The sequence below is a fragment of the Burkholderia torrens genome (assembly GCF_984668525.1).
In genome coordinates, this window is the sequence record NZ_OZ480212.1 from 2,403,228 (window position 1) to 2,423,420 (window position 20,193).

The 20,193-nt window shown below is 61.5% G+C and carries 11 protein-coding genes and 1 pseudogene; 6 read left to right on the forward strand and 6 right to left on the reverse strand.

Annotated features, from left to right (window positions below; all coding sequences use genetic code 11):
• Nucleotides 1-400: 400 nt before the first annotated feature.
• The gene (locus tag AC5LXX_RS26990; protein WP_493413457.1) at nt 401-868 is read right to left on the reverse strand and encodes a hypothetical protein; all 468 of its coding nucleotides are present in this window, start codon (nt 866-868) and stop codon (nt 401-403) included.
• Between the two features lie 3 nt (nt 869-871).
• On the reverse strand, nt 872-1,594 hold the full coding sequence (locus tag AC5LXX_RS26995) for a hypothetical protein (RefSeq protein WP_493413458.1): 723 nt from the start codon (nt 1,592-1,594) through the stop codon (nt 872-874).
• Between AC5LXX_RS26995 and AC5LXX_RS27000 the strand changes: the two genes are divergently transcribed.
• Nucleotides 1,554-8,882, forward strand: coding sequence for a YadA-like family protein (locus AC5LXX_RS27000; RefSeq protein WP_493413424.1), 7,329 nt, complete (start codon nt 1,554-1,556; stop codon nt 8,880-8,882). The two genes, AC5LXX_RS26995 and AC5LXX_RS27000, sit on opposite strands and share 41 nt — an antisense overlap.
• A 29-nt stretch (nt 8,883-8,911) precedes the next feature.
• Nucleotides 8,912-8,983 (forward strand): annotated as a pseudogene (locus AC5LXX_RS27005) (hypothetical protein); the annotation flags it as partial.
• Nucleotides 8,984-9,229: 246 nt separating this feature from the next.
• Here the strand turns inward: AC5LXX_RS27005 and AC5LXX_RS27010 are convergent.
• The 3 genes from AC5LXX_RS27010 to AC5LXX_RS27020 all read right to left on the reverse strand — a co-directional run bounded on the left by AC5LXX_RS27010 (nt 9,230) and on the right by AC5LXX_RS27020 (nt 10,589).
• Nucleotides 9,230-9,640, reverse strand: coding sequence for a TIGR02594 family protein (locus AC5LXX_RS27010; RefSeq protein ID WP_493413425.1), 411 nt, complete (start codon nt 9,638-9,640; stop codon nt 9,230-9,232).
• Nucleotides 9,641-9,880: 240 nt separating this feature from the next.
• Nucleotides 9,881-10,105, reverse strand: coding sequence for a hypothetical protein (locus AC5LXX_RS27015; protein ID WP_493413426.1), 225 nt, complete (start codon nt 10,103-10,105; stop codon nt 9,881-9,883).
• Nucleotides 10,106-10,385: 280 nt separating this feature from the next.
• Nucleotides 10,386-10,589, reverse strand: a complete 204-nt coding sequence (locus AC5LXX_RS27020) for a cold-shock protein (protein ID WP_006485974.1) — start codon at nt 10,587-10,589, stop codon at nt 10,386-10,388.
• A gap of 373 nt (nt 10,590-10,962) precedes the next feature.
• Between AC5LXX_RS27020 and AC5LXX_RS27025 the strand changes: the two genes are divergently transcribed.
• The 3 genes from AC5LXX_RS27025 to AC5LXX_RS27035 all read left to right on the forward strand — a co-directional run bounded on the left by AC5LXX_RS27025 (nt 10,963) and on the right by AC5LXX_RS27035 (nt 14,577).
• Nucleotides 10,963-11,874 carry a LysR substrate-binding domain-containing protein gene (locus AC5LXX_RS27025; RefSeq protein ID WP_493411694.1) on the forward strand — a complete coding sequence of 304 codons (912 nt, stop codon included), beginning with the start codon at nt 10,963-10,965 and terminating at the stop codon, nt 11,872-11,874.
• A 132-nt stretch (nt 11,875-12,006) separates the two neighbouring features.
• The gene (locus AC5LXX_RS27030) at nt 12,007-13,323 is read left to right on the forward strand and encodes an MFS transporter (RefSeq protein WP_493411695.1); all 1,317 of its coding nucleotides are present in this window, start codon (nt 12,007-12,009) and stop codon (nt 13,321-13,323) included.
• A gap of 12 nt (nt 13,324-13,335) precedes the next feature.
• Nucleotides 13,336-14,577, forward strand: a complete 1,242-nt coding sequence (locus AC5LXX_RS27035) for a metal-dependent hydrolase family protein (RefSeq protein WP_493411696.1) — start codon at nt 13,336-13,338, stop codon at nt 14,575-14,577.
• Between the two features lie 200 nt (nt 14,578-14,777).
• Here AC5LXX_RS27035 and AC5LXX_RS27040 read toward each other — a convergent pair whose 3' ends face one another.
• The gene (locus tag AC5LXX_RS27040; protein ID WP_493411697.1) at nt 14,778-15,128 is read right to left on the reverse strand and encodes a hypothetical protein; all 351 of its coding nucleotides are present in this window, start codon (nt 15,126-15,128) and stop codon (nt 14,778-14,780) included.
• A gap of 545 nt (nt 15,129-15,673) precedes the next feature.
• Here AC5LXX_RS27040 and AC5LXX_RS27045 point away from each other — a divergent pair.
• Nucleotides 15,674-20,170, forward strand: a complete 4,497-nt coding sequence (locus AC5LXX_RS27045; RefSeq protein WP_493411698.1) for an H-NS family nucleoid-associated regulatory protein — start codon at nt 15,674-15,676, stop codon at nt 20,168-20,170.
• Nucleotides 20,171-20,193: the final 23 nt, after the last annotated feature.

The window sequence follows — 20,193 nt, forward strand, 5'->3', positions numbered from 1 at the left end:
TGTCGCAGGTGGGGTGGGCGGACGGCACCTGCCAAAACGGCAGCAACAGCAACATTTGTGGAAGTGGTGTGAGCAACGGCGTTGGGGCAAGCGGGAGCAACAGCACGTTCTACGGGTATCACAGCGGACAAGGCAGTAGCGTAGTCAGCGCCGGTTACAACACGGCAGTCGGGGCCAATTCGGGGAACGGTCTCGCGGGGGACTACAACACGGCCATTGGAGCTGGCGCCGGGCAGAACTTGACCGGAAACGGAAACGTGGCGTTGGGCGTGAATGCAGGTGCTGGAGTCAGCGCGTCCAACACCGTCGCGATCGGCTACGGTGCGACCGGCGCGGGGCAAAACTCGGTGGCAATCGGCGGCAGTGTGACGGCCACTGGGTCAAACAGCGTTGCCTTGGGTTACGGTAGCACCGACGGGGGGCAGAGTAACGTGGTGAGCGTGGGCGCTGGCAGCGGTACGCTGGCAACGCGCAAGATCATCAATGTTACGGCCGGGACCGTGACATCGACGTCAACGGATGCGGTTAACGGCGCGCAGCTTTTCAGCTTGTCGACGTCGGCTTCGACCGGCATCAGCACGGCGCAAAGTGGAGTGAACTCGCTGTCGACGGGGCTGAGTACGGCGAACAGTAACGTGACGAGCTTGTCGACCTCGGCTGCGGCGGGCATCAGCACAGCGCAGAGCGGCGTGAACTCGCTGTCGACGGGGTTGAGTACGACCAATAGCAACGTGACGAGCTTGTCGACCTCGGCTGCGGCGGGGATCAGCACGGCGCAAAGCGGCGTGAACTCACTGTCGACCGGCCTGAGCGCAACGAACAGTAACGTGACGAGCTTGTCGACTGCGACCTCGACGGGGATCAGCACGGCTCAGAGCGGCGTGAACTCACTGTCGACGGGATTGAGCACAACGAACGGCAACGTGACGAGCTTGTCGACGTCGGCTGCGGCGGGGATCAGCACGGCGCAGAGCGGCGTGAACTCGCTGTCGACGGGCCTGAGCACCACGAACGGCAACGTGACGAGCCTGTCGACTTCGACCTCGACGGGGATCAGCACGGCGCAGAGCGGCGTAACCTCGTTGTCGACGGGGTTGAGCACGGCGAACAGTAACGTGACGAGCCTGTCGACTTCGACCTCGACGGGGATCAGCACGGCACAAAGCGGCGTAACCTCGTTGTCGACGGGGTTGAGCACCACGAACGGAAAGGTGACCAGCCTGTCGACTTCGACCTCGACGGCGATCAGCACGGCGCAAAGCGGCGTGAACTCGCTGTCGACAGGTCTGAGCACAACGAACAGCAACGTGACGAGCCTGTCGACTTCGGCTGCGGCCGGTATCAGCACGGCACAAAGCGGCGTGACCTCGTTGTCGACGGGCCTGAACGCCATCGACAGCAACGTGGCAAGCCTGTCGACTTCGACCTCGACGGGTATCAGCACGGCACAAAGCGGCGTGAGCTCGTTGTCGACGGGTCTGAACACCACCAACAGCAACGTGACGAGTCTGTCGACTTCGGCTGCAGCAGGCATCAGCACCGCGCAAAGCGGTGTGACCTCCCTGTCGACCAGCGTGAATACGACCAACAGCAACGTGGCAAGCCTGTCGACCTCGGCCGCCGCCGGTATCAACACGGCACAAAGCGGTGTGAGCTCGTTGTCGACGAGCCTGAACACCACCAACAGCAACGTGACAAGTCTGTCGACGTCGGCTGCGGTCGGTATCAGCGCGGCACAAAGCGGTGTGATCTCGTTGTCGACAGGTCTAAACACGACCAACAGCAACGTGACAAGTCTGTCGACGTCGGCTGCGGCCGGTATCAGCGCGGCGCAAAGCGGTGTGACCTCCCTGTCGACGGGCCTGAACACGACCAACAGTACCCTCGGTGCGCTGTCGGCCCAGGAGTCGACCGATGTGGGCTCGTTGTCGACCAGCGTGAATACCACCAACAGCAACGTGGCGAGTCTGTCAACTTCGGCTGCGGTCGGCATCAGCACGGCTCAAAGCGGCGTGACCTCCCTATCGACGGGCCTGAACACCACCAACAGCAACGTGGCGAGCCTGTCGACTTCGGCTGCGGTAGGCATCAGCACGGCGCAAAGCGGTGTCAGTTCCCTGTCGACGAGCCTGACCACGACCAACAGCACCCTCGGTGCGCTGTCGACTCAGGAATCGACCGATGTGGGATCGCTGTCGACCAGCGTGAATGCGACGAACAGCAACGTGGCGAGTCTGTCGACCTCGGCCGCGGCCGGTATCAGCACGGCTCAAAGCGGCGTGAGTTCCCTGTCGACGAGCCTGACCACGACCAACAGCACCCTCGAGGCACTGTCGACGCAGGAGTCGACCGACGTCGGATCGCTGTCGACCAGCGTGAATACGACGAACAGCAATGTAGCGAGCCTGTCGACCTCGGCCGCGGCCGGCATCAGCACCGCACAAAGCGGCGTGACCTCCCTGTCGACGGGCCTGAACACCACCAACAGCACCCTCGGTGCGCTGTCGACCCGGGAGTCGATCGACGTGGGATCGCTGTCGACCGGCTTGAATGCGACGAACAGCAACGTGACGAGCTTGTCGACCTCGGCTGCGGCCGGCATCAGCACGGCGCAAAGCGGCGTGACCTCCCTGTCGACAAGCCTGACCACGACCAACAGCACCCTCGGTGCACTATCGACCCAGGAGTCGACCGACGTCGGATCGTTGTCGACGGGCTTGAACGCCACGAACAACAACGTGGCAAGCCTGTCGACGTCGGCCGCGGCCGGCATCAGCACGGCGCAAAGCGGTGTGACCTCCCTGTCGACGAGCCTGACCACGACCAACAGCACCCTCGGTGCACTATCGACCCAGGAATCGACTGATGTCGGATCGTTGTCGACCAGCTTGAATGCGACCAACGACAACGTCAGCTCGTTGTCCACGGGCCTGAACGCCACCAACAGCAACGTGGCAAGCCTGTCGACTTCGGCTGCGGCCGGTATCAGCACGGCGCAAAGTGGCGTGAGTTCCCTGTCAACGAGCCTAACCACGACCAACAGTACCCTCGGCGCGCTGTCGACCCAGGAATCGACCGACGTCGGATCGTTGTCGACCAGCTTGAATACCACGAATAGCAATGTGGCGAGCCTGTCGACCTCGGCCGCGGCTGGCATCAGCACCGCACAAAGCGGAGTGACCTCCCTGTCGACGAGCCTGATCACGACCAACAGCAACGTGGCAAGCCTGTCGACGTCGTCCGCGGCCGGTATCAGCACAGCGCAAAGCGGCGTGAGCTCCCTGTCTACGGGCCTGAACACCACCAACAGCGCCGTCGGTGCGCTGTCGACTCAGGAGTCGACAGACGTGGGCTCATTGTCGACCAGCCTGAATACGACCAACGGCAACGTCAGCTCGTTGTCGACGGGCCTGAACGTCACGAACAGCAACGTGACAAGTCTGTCGACCTCGGCTGCGGCCGGTATCAGCACGGCGCAAAGCGGCGTGAGTTCCCTGTCAACGAGCCTGACCACGACCAACAGCACCCTCGGGGCGCTGTCGACTCAGGAGTCCACCGACGTGGGATCACTATCGACCAGCGTGAATACCACGAACAGCAACGTGGCGAGCCTGTCGACTTCGGCTGCGGTCGGCATCAGCACGGCGCAAAGCGGCGTGAGTTCCCTGTCAACGAGCCTGACTACGACCAACAGCACCCTCGGGGCGCTGTCGACCCAGGAATCGACCGACGTCGGATCGCTGTCGACCAGCGTGAATACGACGAACAGCAACGTGGCGAGCCTGTCGACTTCGGCCGCGGTCGGTATCAGCACCGCACAAAGCGGTGTGACCTCCCTGTCGACGAGCCTGACCACGACCAACAGCACCCTTGGTGCGCTGTCGGCCCAGGAGTCGACCGATGTGGGATCGCTGTCGACCAGCGTGAATACCACCAACAGTAACGTGGCGAGTCTGTCGACGTCGGCCGCGGTCGGTATCAGCACGGCACAAAGCGGTGTGACCTCCCTGTCGACGAGCCTGACCACGACCAACAGTACCCTTGGTGCACTGTCGACTCAGGAGTCGACCGACGTCGGATCGTTGTCGACCAGCGTGAATACCACCAACAGTAACGTGGCGAGTCTGTCGACCTCGGCCGCAGTCGGTATCAGCACGGCGCAAAGCGGCGTAAGTTCCCTGTCGACGAGCGTGAATGCAACGAACAGCACCCTCGGGGCGCTGTCGACCCAGGAATCGACCGACGTCGGATCGCTGTCGACCAGCGTGAATACGACGAACAGCAATGTAGCGAGCCTGTCGACTTCGGCTGCGGCCGGTATCAGCACGGCTCAAAGCGGCGTGAGTTCCTTGTCGACGAGCCTGACCACGACCAACAGTACCCTTGGTGCACTGTCGACCCAAGAATCAACCGACGTCGGATCGCTGTCGACCAGCCTGAATACGACCAACGGCAACGTCAGCTCGTTGTCGACGGGCTTGAACGCCACGAACAACAACGTGACGAGTCTGTCGACTTCGGCAGCGGCCGGTATCAGCACGGCGCAAAGCGGTGTGACCTCCCTGTCGACGAGCCTGACCACGACCAACAGCACCCTCGGTGCACTATCGAGTCAGGAGTCGACCGACGTGGGCTCGTTGTCGACCAGCGTGAATACCACGAATAGCAATGTGGCGAGCCTGTCGACCTCGGCCGCGGTCGGTATCAGCACCGCACAAAGCGGTGTGACCTCCCTCTCGACGAGCCTGACCACGACCAACAGCACCCTCGGTGCGCTGTCGACCCAGGAATCGACCGACGTCGGATCGTTGTCGACCAGCGTGAATACGACGAACAGTAACGTGGCGAGCCTGTCGACGTCGGCCGCGGTCGGCATCAGCACGGCGCAAAGCGGTGTGAGTTCCCTGTCGACAAGCCTGACCACGACCAACAGCACCCTCGATGCACTGTCGACGCAGGAATCGACCGATGTCGGATCACTGTCGACCAGCTTGAATGCGACCAACGGCAACGTCAGTTCGTTGTCCACGGGCCTGAACGCCACCAACAGCAACGTGGCAAGCCTGTCGACGTCGTCCGCGGCCGGTATCAGCACAGCGCAAAGCGGCGTGAGCTCCCTGTCTACTGGCCTGAACACTACCAACAGCACCCTCGGGGCGCTGTCGACTCAGGAATCGACCGACGTGGGATCGCTGTCAACCAGCGTGAATACGACGAACAGCAACGTGGCAAGTCTGTCGACGTCGGCCGCGGCCGGCATCAGCACGGCGCAAAGCGGTGTGACTTCCCTGTCGACCAGCGTGAATACGACGAACAGCAACGTGGCGAGCCTGTCGACCTCGGCCGCGGTCGGCATCAGCACGGCGCAAAGCGGTGTCAGTTCCCTGTCGACGAGCCTGACCACGACCAACAGCACCCTCGGTGCGCTGTCGACTCAGGAATCGACCGACGTCGGATCGCTGTCAACCAGCGTGAATACCACCAACAGCAACGTGACGAGCCTGTCGACTTCGGCCGCGGCCGGTATCAGCACGGCGCAAAGCGGCGTGAGTTCGCTGTCGACAGGTCTGAACACGACCAACAGCACCCTCGGTGCGCTGTCGACGCAGGAATCGACCGACGTCGGATCGCTGTCAACCAGCGTGAATACGACGAACAGCAACGTGGCGAGCCTGTCGACTTCGACCGCGGCCGGCATTAGCACGGCGCAAAGCGGCGTAAGTTCCCTGTCGACGAGCGTGAATGCGACGAACAGCAACGTGACAAGTTTGTCGACCTCGGCTGCGGCCGGTATCAGCACCGCACAAAGCGGTGTGGGCTCGTTGTCGACAAGCCTGACCACGACCAATAGCGCCCTTGGTGCGCTGTCGACGCAGGAATCGACCGACGTCGGATCGTTGTCGACCAGCGTGAATACCACCAACAGTAACGTGGCGAGTCTGTCGACTTCGGCCGCGGCTGGTATCAACACCGCACAAAGCGGTGTCAGTTCCCTGTCGACCAGCCTGACCACGACCAACAGTACCCTCGCTGCGCTGTCGACCCAGGAATCGACGGATGTCGGATCGTTGTCAACCAGCGTGAATGCGACCAACGACAACGTCAGTTCGTTGTCCACGGGCCTGAACACCACGAACAGCAACGTGACGAGCCTGTCGACCTCGGCTGCGGCCGGTATCAGCACGGCGCAAAGCGGTGTGACCTCTCTGTCGACAAGCCTGACCACGACCAACAGCACCCTCGGTGCACTGTCGACGCAGGAGTCGACCGACGTCGGATCGCTGTCGACCAGCGTGAATACCACCAACAGTAACGTGGCGAGCCTGTCGACCTCGGCCGCGGCCGGCATCAGCGCGGCACAAAGCGGTGTGAGCTCGCTGTCGACCAGCCTGACCACGACCAACAGCACCCTCGGTGCACTGTCGACCCAGGAGTCGACCGACGTCGGATCGTTGTCGACCAGCGTGAATACGACGAACAGCAACGTGGCAAGCCTGTCGACTTCGGCTGCGGCCGGTATCAGCACGGCGCAAAGCGGCGTGAGCTCGCTGTCGACGAGCGTGAATACGACGAACAGCAACGTGGCGAGTCTGTCGACTTCGGCTGCGGTCGGTATCAGCGCGGCGCAAAGCGGTGTGACCTCCCTCTCGACCAGCCTGACCACGACCAACAGTACCCTCGGTGCACTGTCGGCGCAGGAGTCGACCGACGTCGGATCGTTGTCAACCAGCGTGAATGCGACGAACAGCAACGTGACGAGCCTGTCGACTTCGGCTGCGGCTGGCATCAGCACAGCGCAAAGTGGCGTGACCTCGCTGTCGACGAGCCTGAACGCGACCAACAGCACCCTCAGTGCACTGTCGACGCAGGAATCGACCGACGTGGGATCTCTGTCGACCAGCTTGAATTCGACCAACGGCAACGTCAGCTCTCTGTCGACGGGCCTGAACACCACCAACAGCAACGTGGCAAGTCTGTCGACGTCGGCTGCGGTCGGTATCAGCACGGCACAAAGCGGTGTGACCTCCCTCTCGACAGGTCTGAACACGACCAACAGCAACGTGGCAAGTCTGTCGACGTCGGCCGCGGCCGGTATCAGCACGGCACAAAGCGGTGTGACCTCCCTGTCGACAGGTCTGAACACGACCAACAGCAACGTGGCAAGTCTGTCGACATCGGCCGCTGCCGGTATCAGCACGGCGCAAAGCGGTGTGACCTCACTGTCGACGAGCCTGACCGCGACCAACAGCAACGTGGCGAGTCTGTCGACCTCGGCTGCGGCCGGTATCAGCACGGCGCAAAGCGGCGTGACCTCCCTCTCGACGGGCCTGAACACGACCAACAGCAAAGTGACAAGCCTGTCGACGTCGGCCGCGGCAGGCATCAGCACCGCGCAAAGCGGTGTGACCTCCCTCTCGACAGGCCTGAACACGACCAACAGCAAAGTGACAAGCCTGTCGACCTCGACCGCGGCCGGCATCAGCACCGCGCAAAGCGGCGTGACCTCCCTATCGACGGGCCTGAACACCACCAACAGCAACGTATCAAGCCTGTCGACCTCGGCCGCGGCCGGCATCAGCACGGCACAAAGCGGTGTGACCTCGCTGTCGACAAGTCTGACCACGACCAACAGCAAAGTGACAAGCCTGTCGACCTCGGCCGCGGCCGGCATCAGCACGGCGCAAAGCGGCGTAAGCTCGCTGTCGACGGGCCTAAACACGACGAACAGCACGGTCGGCTCGCTTTCCACGAGCTTGAACACGACGACGGGCAGGGTCAACTCGCTATCAACGAGTCTGAACACGACCAACAACAACGTATCGAGCCTGTCGACATCGGCATCGACCGGAATCAGCGCGGCGGCGAACGGCGTGACTTCACTCTCCACGAGCCTGAACACGACGAACAGCAATCTGGCGTCGTTGTCGACCTCGTATTCCGGCTCGATTGCCTCCTGGCTCAACAAACTGAACACGGTCAACAACAGCCTGTCGACGTTGAGCGTTTCCACCTCGACCAGCGTGGTTCAGCTCTTCACCGGCGTTGCGTCTCTCTCGACCAGCTTGAACACGACAAACGGCAAGGTGGCGACGTTGAATACCGCGGTGACATCGCTGTCGACGGGGCTGGCCTCCCTGTCCACGCAGATAAACTCCCAGGGGGGCGGCAAAGCCGCGGTGCAAACCACGAGCACGTCTACTGCTACCGCGCTCTCGACATCGACCTCGACAAGTGCCAGTACTGCGCAAAGCACTCCATCGACGGGGACGGCTTCCCTGTCTACCAGCTCGACCTCGCTCTCGACCAGCACGAAGGCAGTCGTTACCGCGCAAGCAGTTCAGGGCATGTCGGCAAACCCGGTCGCGACAGATGCCGCAGCTCAGGTCGTCAACAGCTCCGCCACGGCATCGGGCACCAACGCGCTCGCCTCGGGGAGCAACTCGGTTGCGCTCGGCGCGGGAGCGATAGCAACAGCGGAGAATTCGGTCGCGCTAGGCGCGGGCTCAATCGCAAGCGAAGCGAGCACGGTGTCGGTGGGCTCGCCTGGCAACGAGCGCAGGATTACGAATCTGGCGCCCGGGATGAACCCGACGGACGCGGTCAACATGTCGCAATTGGGAGCCGTGCAGTCGAACGTGAATCAGGTGGCAAGGATGGCCTATTCCGGAATTGCCAGTGCCGCCGCGCTGACGATGATTCCTGAAGTCGATCCCGGGAAGACGCTCTCGTTCGGCATAGGTACCGCCGGCTTCCAGGGATATCAGGCAGTGGCCCTTGGTTTTACCGCTCGAATCACGAACAACCTGAAGGTCAAGGGAGGGGTGGCGATCAACGGTGCGGGCGGTAATACGTACGGTGCTGGCGCAGCCTACCAGTGGTAAGCGACGCATACGCTCTCGGGTGAACGATCATGCGAATCGGAATTTCGGTTTTCACGCATGCCGGCCAGAACGTCTGGGAAAACGGCCTGGGCCAGAACGTGTTCTATCTGGCCCGCTTGTTGCGCACGTCGCCGTTTGTCGAAGGACGGACGATTTATCGGCCGCGCAGCGCACTGCGCGAAGCGGGCAAGGCACCCGGCGTGGATCGAGCGATCGTCGATCGCATTGCCAAGCAACACCGATGGTTCGACTCGCGCGCAGACCTGCTGCGGCGCGTCGTCGAAGCCGGTCTCGCCCACAAAAATGCGGACAGGTTCTCGCTGCGTTACCGGTCCAGCGCGGGTGGGTCAATGCGGTGCCGGCCAGCGGTAGCCGATCACTTCATGCAACGGGTACGCGAGTTCGCGCACTTCTTCCAGCTGATTGCCGCCGAACAGGTGAACGTGTTCGGCGTCGTGACGCAGGTAGAAACCGACGTGCCCTTTCCAGCTCGTCGGGTCGTCGCGTGTCAGGATCGCGATGCAGCCGTAGACCGGGCGCTCCAGCGGGCGGCCCCATTCAAGCCATGAGCGTGCGAGCGCGGACCCGGTGCCGCGGAATCCCGCGTGCGTCATGCACCAGTTGACGAAGGACGAGCACCAGGAAATCTTGTCGTCGTAGCCGACCAGGTTCGTCTGGTTGTTGTATTCGACGATGCGCGGGTTGATGCTGCCCGGCGGGTGGCGGCGGATGCCGAGTTCGGCCAGGGCGACAGGCATCCAGGGTGAGTGGGCGGTTGCTTCCGGGGTGCCCTCGGCGGTCGATCCGGTCACGGCGGTCTCGCATATTTGGGATATCGGCAATCTTCGCACAAATGCGGAGGTTGGCAGCACCGTTCAGTCCGCCCTGGCCTCTCGGATCGTCGCTAAAGAATCGGCCGCACGCGGGGGTCGGGCGCGCGTTGTCGTACGCGCCCGGGGACTCACATGCGTTGAGTATCCGGCACCACCGCGTTGCCTTTAACCGCGCGTGTCGACCCAGCGGCGCGCCCAGCGTGCCGAGTGCCGCAGCGCTTGCGCTTCACTCGCGAAGTAATCGAGCGAATAGAACTGGTAGCGGCCTTCTGCAGACGCGCCATCGACGCGCTCGAGCAGCAGGTTGGCGGAAAAACTGCCGTCGGGCAAACGATGCGCCGAGGGCTGGACGGCATAGCCGTTGTATTGATGAATATGTTTGGTTTGCATTTTTAATTTTAATAATGAACGACCGCGCGCGTGCCGTGCGAAATGCGCACGGATACGCCGATTCAAAGCCATTGCGAGCTGAATCTGAAGCAGTCGGAAAGCGAAAATCAGGCGCTGAGGCCGGAGGGGGGAATGAAGTGCAACGAGACGTGTGGCGCTTGGCCAGCTGCCGACTTAACAGCGGCAGCCAGGAACAACCGCGCCAACTTTAGGAGACCAGCTCCGTGAGGATGTCGCTGCGACCCGGCGCCCATCGTGGGATGGCCGGGCCCTTCAAACTTTACAGCGGCTTGATGTTGGCCGCTTGCAGACCCTTCGGGCCTTGCTTCGTCTCGAAGCTCACCTTCTGGTTTTCAGCCAGCGTCTTGAAGCCGTCCGCACGAATTTCCGAGAAGTGAGCGAAGAGGTCGTCACCGCCGTTGTCCGGCGTGATGAAGCCAAAGCCTTTGCTGTCGTTGAACCACTTGACGATACCGGTATCCATGAAGATTCCTTGATAAAAAAATAGAGAGATTTGCTCTGTTGAAGAGCGCGTGAAGCGTCAAGGAGGGAGAGGACAACGAATACCGCTTGGAGGAGCGAGCAATTGATGAACAGCAATCGGACTTCTTGGACTTCGACGCACACACTAACTGCCAGATAGCCACGCGTCAACAGCTAACTTGTAACTGTTTTACCTCGCGATCCACTTTTCGGGCGAAGCGATGCGGCCCTGACTGGCTGCGCGCGTTGCCTGGCCGCTCGCGCGTCGTGCCCGATCTCGGCGAACAGGCTGATCGGCAACGCCCTTCCCGCCCGGTCATTTCCGTTCGATTCGCCCGTATCATGTCGACAGCTCCCCCGATTCCCTGCCCGCCATGCGCATCACGCCTCTGCCGCCTCTTCAGTGCCTGATCGCGTTCGAAGCCGCCGTGCGGCACGCGAGTTTCACGAAAGCCGCCACCGAACTGCACCTGACCCAAAGCGCGATCAGCCGCCAGATCCAGCAGCTCGAGGAATTTCTCGGCCGCTCGCTGTTCGTGCGCGAACACCGTTCGCTGCGGCTCACGATCGCCGGCGAGCAATACGCGGCACAAGTCCACCATCTGCTCACGCAATGCGCGCAAGCCACGCACGACGTAATGAAACCGTACGGCGATCTCGAACTGACGATCGCGTGCTCGTCCGGCGTCGCGCTGCTGTGGCTCACGCCGCGGCTACCGAACTTTCGCGTCACGTATCCGAGCATCAAGCTGCGCCTGATCGTGCGCGACGGTCTTGCATCGATGTCGCCCGCGGAATTCGACGTCGGCGTCTACTACGTGCGTCAGCAGGCGCCGGCCGAATACACCGCGCGCCGGCTGTTCGACGAGGAAGTGTTCCCCGTCTGCGCGCCCGGCTATCTGGCCGGCCGCACGCTCGACGCGGCCGATCTCGCGAACGAAACGCTGCTGCGCCTCGAAGACGGCCAGCGCCAATGGATGTCGTGGTCCGAATGGTTCGACATGAACGACGTCGACCGGCAGAAAGCGCAGCCGCAGGACATCACGATCAACTCCTATCCGCAAATCGTGCAGATGACGATTCTCGGCCAAGGCGTGTCGCTCGGCTGGCGCTACATGATCGACGCATGCATCGAAGCCGGCCTGCTCGTGCGCGTGACGGAAGCGTCCGCGAGCCACGGCGGCGGCTATTACCTGATCTCGCCGAACGACCGCGCGCAGAACCAGGCCGCCCGCCTGTTCACCCGCTGGCTGTTCGAACAGGCGGAGCAGCAGACCGCGCCCTGAATGCCCCGAGCGCGACGCATGCGTGCAGCGCATGCAGGCATGCGAATCTTTCGTTTCAGAAAAAATTGCGGCTCTCCTTAGCATGGGATTCAAGCGGGGCAGCCGTCCCGTCTTCTGACCAAGGAAGAGACCATGCAAGGAACGCTTTCCCCGCGCGCCGCGCCTTCCGTCGATGCGGCGGTGCAACAGCGCCGCCGCGCCATCGTCGCGACCGTGATCGGCAACGGCCTCGAATGGTTCGACTTCACCGTCTACAGCTTCTTCGCGGTGATCATCGCGAAGCTGTTCTTCCCGACCGGCAACGAACTGACATCCGTGCTGCTCACCGTCGCGACGTTCGGCGTCGGCTTCTTCATGCGGCCGGTAGGCGGCATCGTGCTCGGCGTCTATGCCGACAAGGTCGGACGCAAGGCCGCGCTGTCGCTCACGATCCTGCTGATGGCGGCCGGCACCGCGCTGATCGGCATCGCGCCGACCTACGAACAGGCCGGCATCGCCGCGCCGCTCATGATCGTCGTCGCGCGGCTGCTGCAAGGCTTCTCGGCCGGCGGCGAGATGGGCGGCGCCACCGCGTTCCTCACCGAATACGCGCCGCCGGAGAAGCGCGCGTATTACTCGAGCTGGATCCAGTCGAGCATCGGCTTCGCGGTGCTGCTCGGCGCGGCGACCGGCACGTTCGTCACGACGTCCCTCGACACGCAGGCGCTGCATAGCTGGGGCTGGCGGCTGCCGTTCCTGCTCGGGATCATCGTCGGGCCGGTCGGTTACTTCATTCGCAGCCATCTCGACGAGACGCCCGCGTTCAGCGCCGTCGAATCGCAGGCGAAGGAAAGCTCGCCGCTGAAGGAAGTGCTGCACACGTATCCGCGCGAGACGTTCGCGAGTTTCTCGATGGTCATCCTGTGGACCGTCTGCACCTACGTGCTGCTGTTCTACATGCCGACCTATTCCGTGCGCACGCTGCATCTGCCGCAATCGACCGGCTTCACGGCCGGCATGGTCGGCGGGCTGATGATCATGTGCTGCTCGCCGATCGTCGGGCGACTCGCCGACGTGTGGGGACGACGCGTGTTCCTGTCCGGCGCGGCGCTCGCGATCCTCGTGCTCGCGTGGCCGATGTTCTCGTGGATCAACCATGCGCCCGGGTTCGTGTCGCTGATCGTGTTCCAGGCCGTGTTCGGCGTGCTGATCGCCACTTACACCGGGCCGATTCTCGCGGCGTTCGCCGAGCTGTTTCCGACGAAGGTGCTGTCGACCGGGTTGTCCGTTGCGTACAACTTCGCGGTGACGATATTCGGCGGGTTCGCGCCGTTCCTGATCACGTGGCTCATCGCCCGCACCGGCAGCAACATGGCGCCCGCGTTCTACGTGATGCTCGCGGCGGCCGTCAGTTTCGTCGGCACGCGCTTCGTGAGGGATGCGAAGCGTGCGGTCTCCACGACTCGATAAGGATTTTTCCTCATGACCATTACCGTGCTTCAAGGCGGCAACGTGCTCGACCTCGAACGAGGCGTGTTGCTCGAACATCATCATGTCGTGATCGAAGGCGAGCGGATCGTCGAAGTCACCGATCGGCCGGTGGATTTGCCGAATGCGCAGGTGATCGACGTGCGCGGCAAGACCGTGATGCCGGGGTTCATCGATTGCCATGTGCATGTGCTGGCTTCGAATGCGAACCTCGGCGCGAATGCGACGCAGCCGAATATTCTCGCGGCGATTCGGTCGCTGCCGATTCTCGATGCGATGCTGTCGCGTGGGTTTACCAGTGTGCGGGATGCCGGGGGCGCGGACTGGAGCCTGATGCAGGCGGTCGAGACCGGGCTGATTCCGGGGCCGCGGATTTTTCCGTCGGGGAAAGCGTTGTCGCAGACCGGCGGGCATGGGGATTTCCGGCCTCGTGGCGACGTGCTGGAGCCCTGCTCCTGCTGTTTCAGGACGGGCGCGATTGCGCGGGTTGTCGATGGCGTCGAAGGCGTGCGGCTCGCCGTGCGTGAGGAGATTCAGAAAGGCGCGACGCAGATCAAGATCATGGCGTCAGGCGGCGTGGCTTCGCCGACCGATCCGATTGCGAACACGCAGTATTCGGAGGACGAGATTCGGGCGATCGTCGACGAGGCCGAGGCCGCGAATACGTATGTGATGGCGCATGCGTATACGGGCCGAGCGATTGCGCGGGCCGTGCGATGCGGCGTGCGGACGATCGAGCACGGGAATCTCGTGGATGAAGCGGCTGCCACGCTCATGCATGAGCGTGGGGCGTTCGTGGTGCCGACGCTGGTGACATATGACGCGCTGGCTAAACATGGGGCGGAGTTTGGGATGCCCGCGGACTCCATCGCGAAGGTGGCTTCCGTGCAGCAGAAAGGACGCGAGTCGCTTGAGATTTATGCGAAGGCCGGCGTGAAGATGGGGTTCGGGTCGGATCTGCTCGGTGAGATGCACGCGTTTCAGTCTGGCGAGTTTCGGATTCGGGCGGAGGTGCTTGGGAATCTGGAGGCGCTTAGGTCCGCGACGACGGTGGCGGCGGAGATTGTGAATATGACGGGGGAGCTGGGGGTTGTGGCCGTGGGGGCGATCGCTGATCTCGTCGTGCTGGATGGGAATCCGCTCGAGGATATCGGGGTTGTGGCCGATGAAGGCGCGCGGGTCGAGTATGTGTTGCAGCGTGGGAAAGTTGTGAAGCGGCGGGCCAGCGGGCGATGATGTGAAGCCCTAGCGGCAGTTTCGGCAGGCGCGGTGCGGCCTCACGGGCCTTTCGGTCGTGACAGTTGTTGACGGTCGCTTTAGGGGTGAGTCGCGGCGTTTGCTGCCATGGCCGGGGCATGTTGCCCCGGCGGTCAGTCGCGTTTGGGTAACGCCTGCATTCCACTCGCTAGAGCCGTTTCACGCGGCCCTTGCAGATGTTATTCCGGCGACGGTTCCCAATCATCGTGGTACGGCTGCTCTCGCAGCGCCAACTGGCTGTAGTCCGGCGTGATCGTGATCGACCGGTCGACGTCACTGACCCTCAGGTACACGCGGTCGCCCGGCTTGAATCCGAAGATCTTGAAATTGATATCGATCGCCTTCATCCACGGCAGGTACGGCCAGCCTCGCTTGGGAAGATCCGGGTAGTTGCGCAGGACCAGCTCAAACGTCTCCTGCATGTTGACCGGTTTGTTCTTTCTACGACGTGGCTTAGTATTGGCGTCAGCCATTTTCAACTCCTTGTATGAGTTGGTGGTGGTCAGCGGGTCGTATGGGTTGCCGCCCATGCGGCCCGCGCTTCTTTGATGCCTCGGGTTTCCCCTTCTTTCTCCCCTTTCGCTGGGTCTTGTTGGGCAAGACGGCTTTCTTTCGACCATCGGGGCGGAGGGGGTTGCGTTCATCTCCGATGGCGAGAAGCAAGGCTTCATGACCAGTGTAGTCGGACTGGCATCTCAGAAATGGGGAAATGAGGGGGATTGGCCGTTAGGCATAGGGCGTGCGCAACACAAGACGAATGCTGCGAATTCGTCAGGTTACGTTCCTGGATGTTCGCCGAATCGCTAAACCAAACGGAGCAAATACGGTTGACGGCTCCCGACCCGGCATTGCCGCTCGCACCGCCTGGGTAAACGACACAGAAGCAGACGTGCGTCAGAGGGCTGCACAGGTTCTTCAGAAATTCCTATGGAAACGCCTACCGGCGGAGCTCTCCTACGTAGCGTATGGGCTTGTCCGGGGCTTCAATAAATCCCAAAATAGGTCCATAGGCAGCCGCACTCGAAGTCGGCCTAGCCGACACTAACGAAGAAGAAGCTGACTGGGCTACCACGCGATGACCGATTATCTCGATCTAGAACGACGTTTTGGCCTCTTGACCGAGTACTCGGTCAAGGAGCTTCTGGCCCAGGATATTATGGGTCGCAAGCGCCTAGGCTGGAAGCAACTCCTCGCCGGACGCTTCTCGCTCATCACTGCGCGTGCAAATTTCGGCAAAACGACAGAGTTGCGAGCTTGCGCGCAACGCCTCCGTAACGAAGGGCGGCATGCAGTGTTCGTTGCCCTTCATCGGCTTCTCGAAGAGCCCGACTTTCACATCGCTCTTGAAACGACCGAGGCCAAAGCATTCGGAGCATGGGAGGACTCGCCCGCCGAGCGTTTGCACTTGTTTGTGGATTCTCTGGATGAGGCGGTGCTGGGTCGGGAATCGGGGCTACAGTCGGCACTTCGCAGGGTGTCCAGGGCAGTTGGGTATCCAGGCGCAGATGTCAGTTGGATTCTCTCTTCGCGCCCCGCAACTCTCACGCCTTCTGTTCTTGATGTTGTTCAAGCAGAGCTTTGCACAACGCTCTATTCGAGCAACGCAAAGGACGCGTCGCCTGACGACACGTCAGAAGAAGTCGATGTGAATGAAGCTCCGAGCGCTGGCCTCGCCGCGTTCGACGCCAGCAGCACGATTAAGGCGAAGTCCATCCCGAAGGAGCACTTGAAGGTCTTCCGGTTGTTTCCCCTCTCAAAGAGCGCAGCGAGGCGGTACCTCGAGAAGCGCCATAGTGTCGCAGACGGTAAGGCATTGCTCGACGCGGCGCGGCGTTTCGGGCTAAATCAACTCACGGATGGCCCTGGAAGTCTCGACGTACTGGCTTACGTTGACCCGGTGACCAATCCGCCTAGCGACCTATCCTCCGTCTTTGAGCGAATGGTTTCTGGCGTCCAGGCTCAGCAGCGCTCAGACCACCGCGAAGCACTGGTGGGACGGCCTTCTCCGGAGAGCTTGAGCGACGCCCTAGAAAAGCTCGCGGCAGCTTCGGCCGTTTGTCAACTGCCAAACATGGAGTTGGCCGGGGATGTTCTCAAGGTACAGGATGGGGTGCTGTCGTGCCGGCCCCTCGTTGGCTCCTTGCTCTCTGAGAGCTCATTGGCGTATCTGCTTGGCTCCAGGCTATTCATCGATTCTGGCCGGCATCAGGTCAAGCTTTATCCCGATCAACTGCTTCCCTATCTCGCCGCAAAGCGCCTCTCGTCCCTGGTTCAGTCGCCCGAAGATGCGCACCGGCTTGTTGCTTCGCTGTCGTGGAGAGCAGCGACTGGTGAATGTGGAGTACATCGAGCGTACCTGACTCTCGCCGGCTGGCTATCCACATTCAATGTGCACTGCAGGTTAGAGTTGCTGGAGGTTGAGCCGCAGGCCGTAGCATTTTTCGGTGATCTGCGTAGTACACAAGTTCCATTGGCTGAGGCGAGCGCAGCGCTGAAGCGCAGCGTGGAGCGGCTGGACACTTGCGGCGACACACTAGGACGCAACTATTTCACCCTAACGGCGGAGAACTACTGGCAAGCTGCGAAGCCTGGAATTGAACCGACACTTCTGGAGGCCTACGACCGCGTTGGCTCTGACTGGCACGCCCGCATCGCGCTTCTCGATGTCGCTACCTACGCTCGTCTGGGAGTTTTCCGCGACAAGGTTCTGTCCAAGCATGGCAACGACTACGCGAAGCTGCTAGGAAATCCAGCAGAACTCGCGTATCTGCTGTCGCTCGAACGAGATGACGATGCTCAGTCACTCGCTGATGCGGCTAAGATGAGCCCGCACCTTGAAGAACGAACGCTTCAGCTTCTTCTTAGTGAGCTTGCGTGGAAGACATTCGACGCCGACACGATCGCTGAATTAGCAAGCAAGCAGTACATGTGCAGCAGCGGCGGGTTCAATCTCACGTGGGCTCTCACGCACGCTGTCGCAGACTCAGCAAGCCCAGAACAACTTGCGGCGCTCACTGAGCGGTTGCTATCCCGTTTGGTGGAGAACTTTGATGCGGAGCATTACGGGCACAACGAAAGATATGAAAACTTCGCAGAGGCCGTTCAAGAGTTGATTGCGCTCGTTGTTCGAACCGATAGCCTTCCTGTCGAACGCGTCACCAAGCTGTGCCTGGCGTACTGCCAGGCGCACGGCAAGCTCCACTTTGGAAACGGCGAGTATCCTGAGCTCCGCGCCGCACTGAAGGTATCCGACACCGTTCGCCGGGACCTACTTCGAGCAGTCATCGCTCAAAGTGACCGAACGTCCGACGGAATCTGGAAAACGCTTGTCTCCTACGGGATGTACTCGCTGTGGCAAGACGGCGATGTTAATGCGCTTGCCGAGCCTAGATTCACCGAACTCGTATCCACGCTCAAGGAGAAGGCTGCTGCACAGAAGCCGGTTACTTGGCCCAACGAGGCGAAGCGAAAGAAGCTGGAGCTGGACAATCATTCCAAGGACACGCTGTCGAACGAAATTGATAGCGTGAGAGACGGATCTAACGCGAATGCGCTTGCCTGGATTGCCAATTGGCTATGCCGGGCAAGTCACTACTCGCACTACAGCGATTGCGACTTCTCGGCGTTCGAAAAGGCAGCGGGCGTCGACCTTGCTAGCGCCGCCCGAGCAGGGCTGAGCGCTATATGGCGCGCCCGCGCACCTGAATTCCGCGAGCACGAGCGCAACACCACGTACTACGTGACCGTCGCAGGCCTTCAGGGGCTTCACCTTGACCTTGGAGACGGCTCCAAGCTTCCAGCGCTGTCCGTCGCTGAGGTTAAACAAGCTCTCTCCTACGGTCGCTTTGAAATCAACGGCTATCCGAAGTGGTTCTGGTCCGTCGTGCGCGCCAATGAGGCGGTAGCGATCGAGGAATTCCGCCAGGTGCTGGCCAAGGCAGACGCCGGCGCGGTGTCGGCTGACCAGGCGGCCGCACTAATTCGGCATTTGCCGGACGCGCCTCCCGCGGTTCAGCGCGGCCTGTCCGGCGCGGCGTGGACGTTCGCGACAGGCTCAGCTAGCGTCGATTCGTATGCGCTTGCGGCTGCCCTGGCCTGCGCGGTAGTTGAAGGGGGAGGTCTCGACCAAGGCGCTTTCGAAGGCGAAGCTTGGTCGCGCATGTCTGTAGCGTTCCGCGACACGCCGCCCGGTCATGGTCCCGTCGCCTCGCCTGGGAATGCAGATGAGCAGACGGTGCGTAGTGGACTTGAGGCCGGTATCCGCGACATGACGCGCCACCGTTCAAACGCGGTCGTCTGGGGCCAGTTCTGGCTGTTGCACTACCCGGCAACCTTCAACGCGCGGTGGGAAAGTTGGCGTACAGCCGAACAACGCGCCGCGGAAGAGTTCATGTTCGACCTGGCTGCGTATATCGGTCAGGACCAGCGGAGCCGCTTGAGCGGTTTAGCAGAGAGAGGCACGGACGGCCTGAAGGCTCTCGCAGCCCTATATGAGTGGGTGGTGACCGTCGTGCGTGAGCCCGACGATATCGCTCACGAAGACGGGCGGGTGTTTGAAGTTGGCGCTCGCGACCACGCACAACGTCTTCGCGACTCGCTGCTTCCTGCAATCTCTAGTGCCAAGTCCCAAGCGGCCTACGTCGTACTGGACGACCTTCGAAAGAAGACCAGCGGAGCGCGAGCGAAATACATGAGGCAGTTGCAATTTCAGATGCGCGAGGAGGAAGCCTACGTCGTTCCAGTCGCCCAGCAGAGCTACGCCAAGTTCGAACGCGACTTCGCACCACCAACGATTGGATTCGCTGCTTTCGCTCAAGCTGTCCACAACGACCTACTCGCAGTGCAGCGTGGCATCGAACATGGCGAATTCAGCCTTCGACGAATGTTCAATCTGGTGGTCATGGAACACATCAAGACGAAAACCGAAGGCCTAGCCCTCGAAGAAGACTTCCAGGCGCTTCTTGGCAGCGAGTTGAATCATGCAAGCGGTGGCCGTTATGTCGTGACACTGGAGTCAATCCTTCCAGCGGCAACCCGGCGCGATGTCCTGTGTCAGGTAGGCGACCTTCGAGCCACGGTTGAGCTCAAGATGTCCGAGCGCTGGACTGTTGCCGACTACCTTGTGGCCTTGGATGAGCAGTTGAAGGGGCAGTACATGCAGACTCCGAACTCGAAGATTGGTTTCTTTGTAGTTGTGCTCCAGCGCCGCAGGAAATGGAACAACCCGGCTGGCGGAACGTTGGATTTTGATGGCTTGATTGCGCTCCTCAAACGGAAGGCACTAGAGTTGCAAGCCGCGGATCCTGCCCTATTTTTGCGCATCGTTGGCATCGACGCAACGCCGCAAGACGATTTTCGCAAAACGGTGGCCGTCACGAAAACCGCCATAAACGGGCCCCCGAAGTATGCGGACGCGCATGGCAACATGTGGTCTGGAAAGGGGCGCCGACCAAAGTGGGTGAACGACGCTCTCACTGCGGGAAAGATGCTAGTCGATTTTGAGATTGGTCAGCTTAAAGCTGAGACCGATTCAGCAATCTGCGCCCAGTGGGCTTCTGCTCCTGATGTGTGAGGATTTAGAAGGCGATAGCGCTT

Bases quoted from the DNA above. Each gene is read 5' to 3' on its own strand.
- AC5LXX_RS27010 (WP_493413425.1), bottom strand. From the start codon at position 9,640: ATGCCTGTCGCCCTGGCCGAACTCGGCATCCGCCGCCACCCGCCGGGC.
- AC5LXX_RS27015 (WP_493413426.1), bottom strand. From the start codon at position 10,105: ATGCAAACCAAACATATTCATCAATACAACGGCTATGCCGTCCAGCCC.
- AC5LXX_RS27020 (WP_006485974.1), bottom strand. From the start codon at position 10,589: ATGGATACCGGTATCGTCAAGTGGTTCAACGACAGCAAAGGCTTTGGC.
- AC5LXX_RS27025 (WP_493411694.1), top strand. From the start codon at position 10,963: ATGCGCATCACGCCTCTGCCGCCTCTTCAGTGCCTGATCGCGTTCGAA.
- AC5LXX_RS27030 (WP_493411695.1), top strand. From the start codon at position 12,007: ATGCAAGGAACGCTTTCCCCGCGCGCCGCGCCTTCCGTCGATGCGGCG.
- AC5LXX_RS27035 (WP_493411696.1), top strand. From the start codon at position 13,336: ATGACCATTACCGTGCTTCAAGGCGGCAACGTGCTCGACCTCGAACGA.
- AC5LXX_RS27040 (WP_493411697.1), bottom strand. From the start codon at position 15,128: ATGGGCGGCAACCCATACGACCCGCTGACCACCACCAACTCATACAAG.
- AC5LXX_RS27045 (WP_493411698.1), top strand. From the start codon at position 15,674: ATGACCGATTATCTCGATCTAGAACGACGTTTTGGCCTCTTGACCGAG.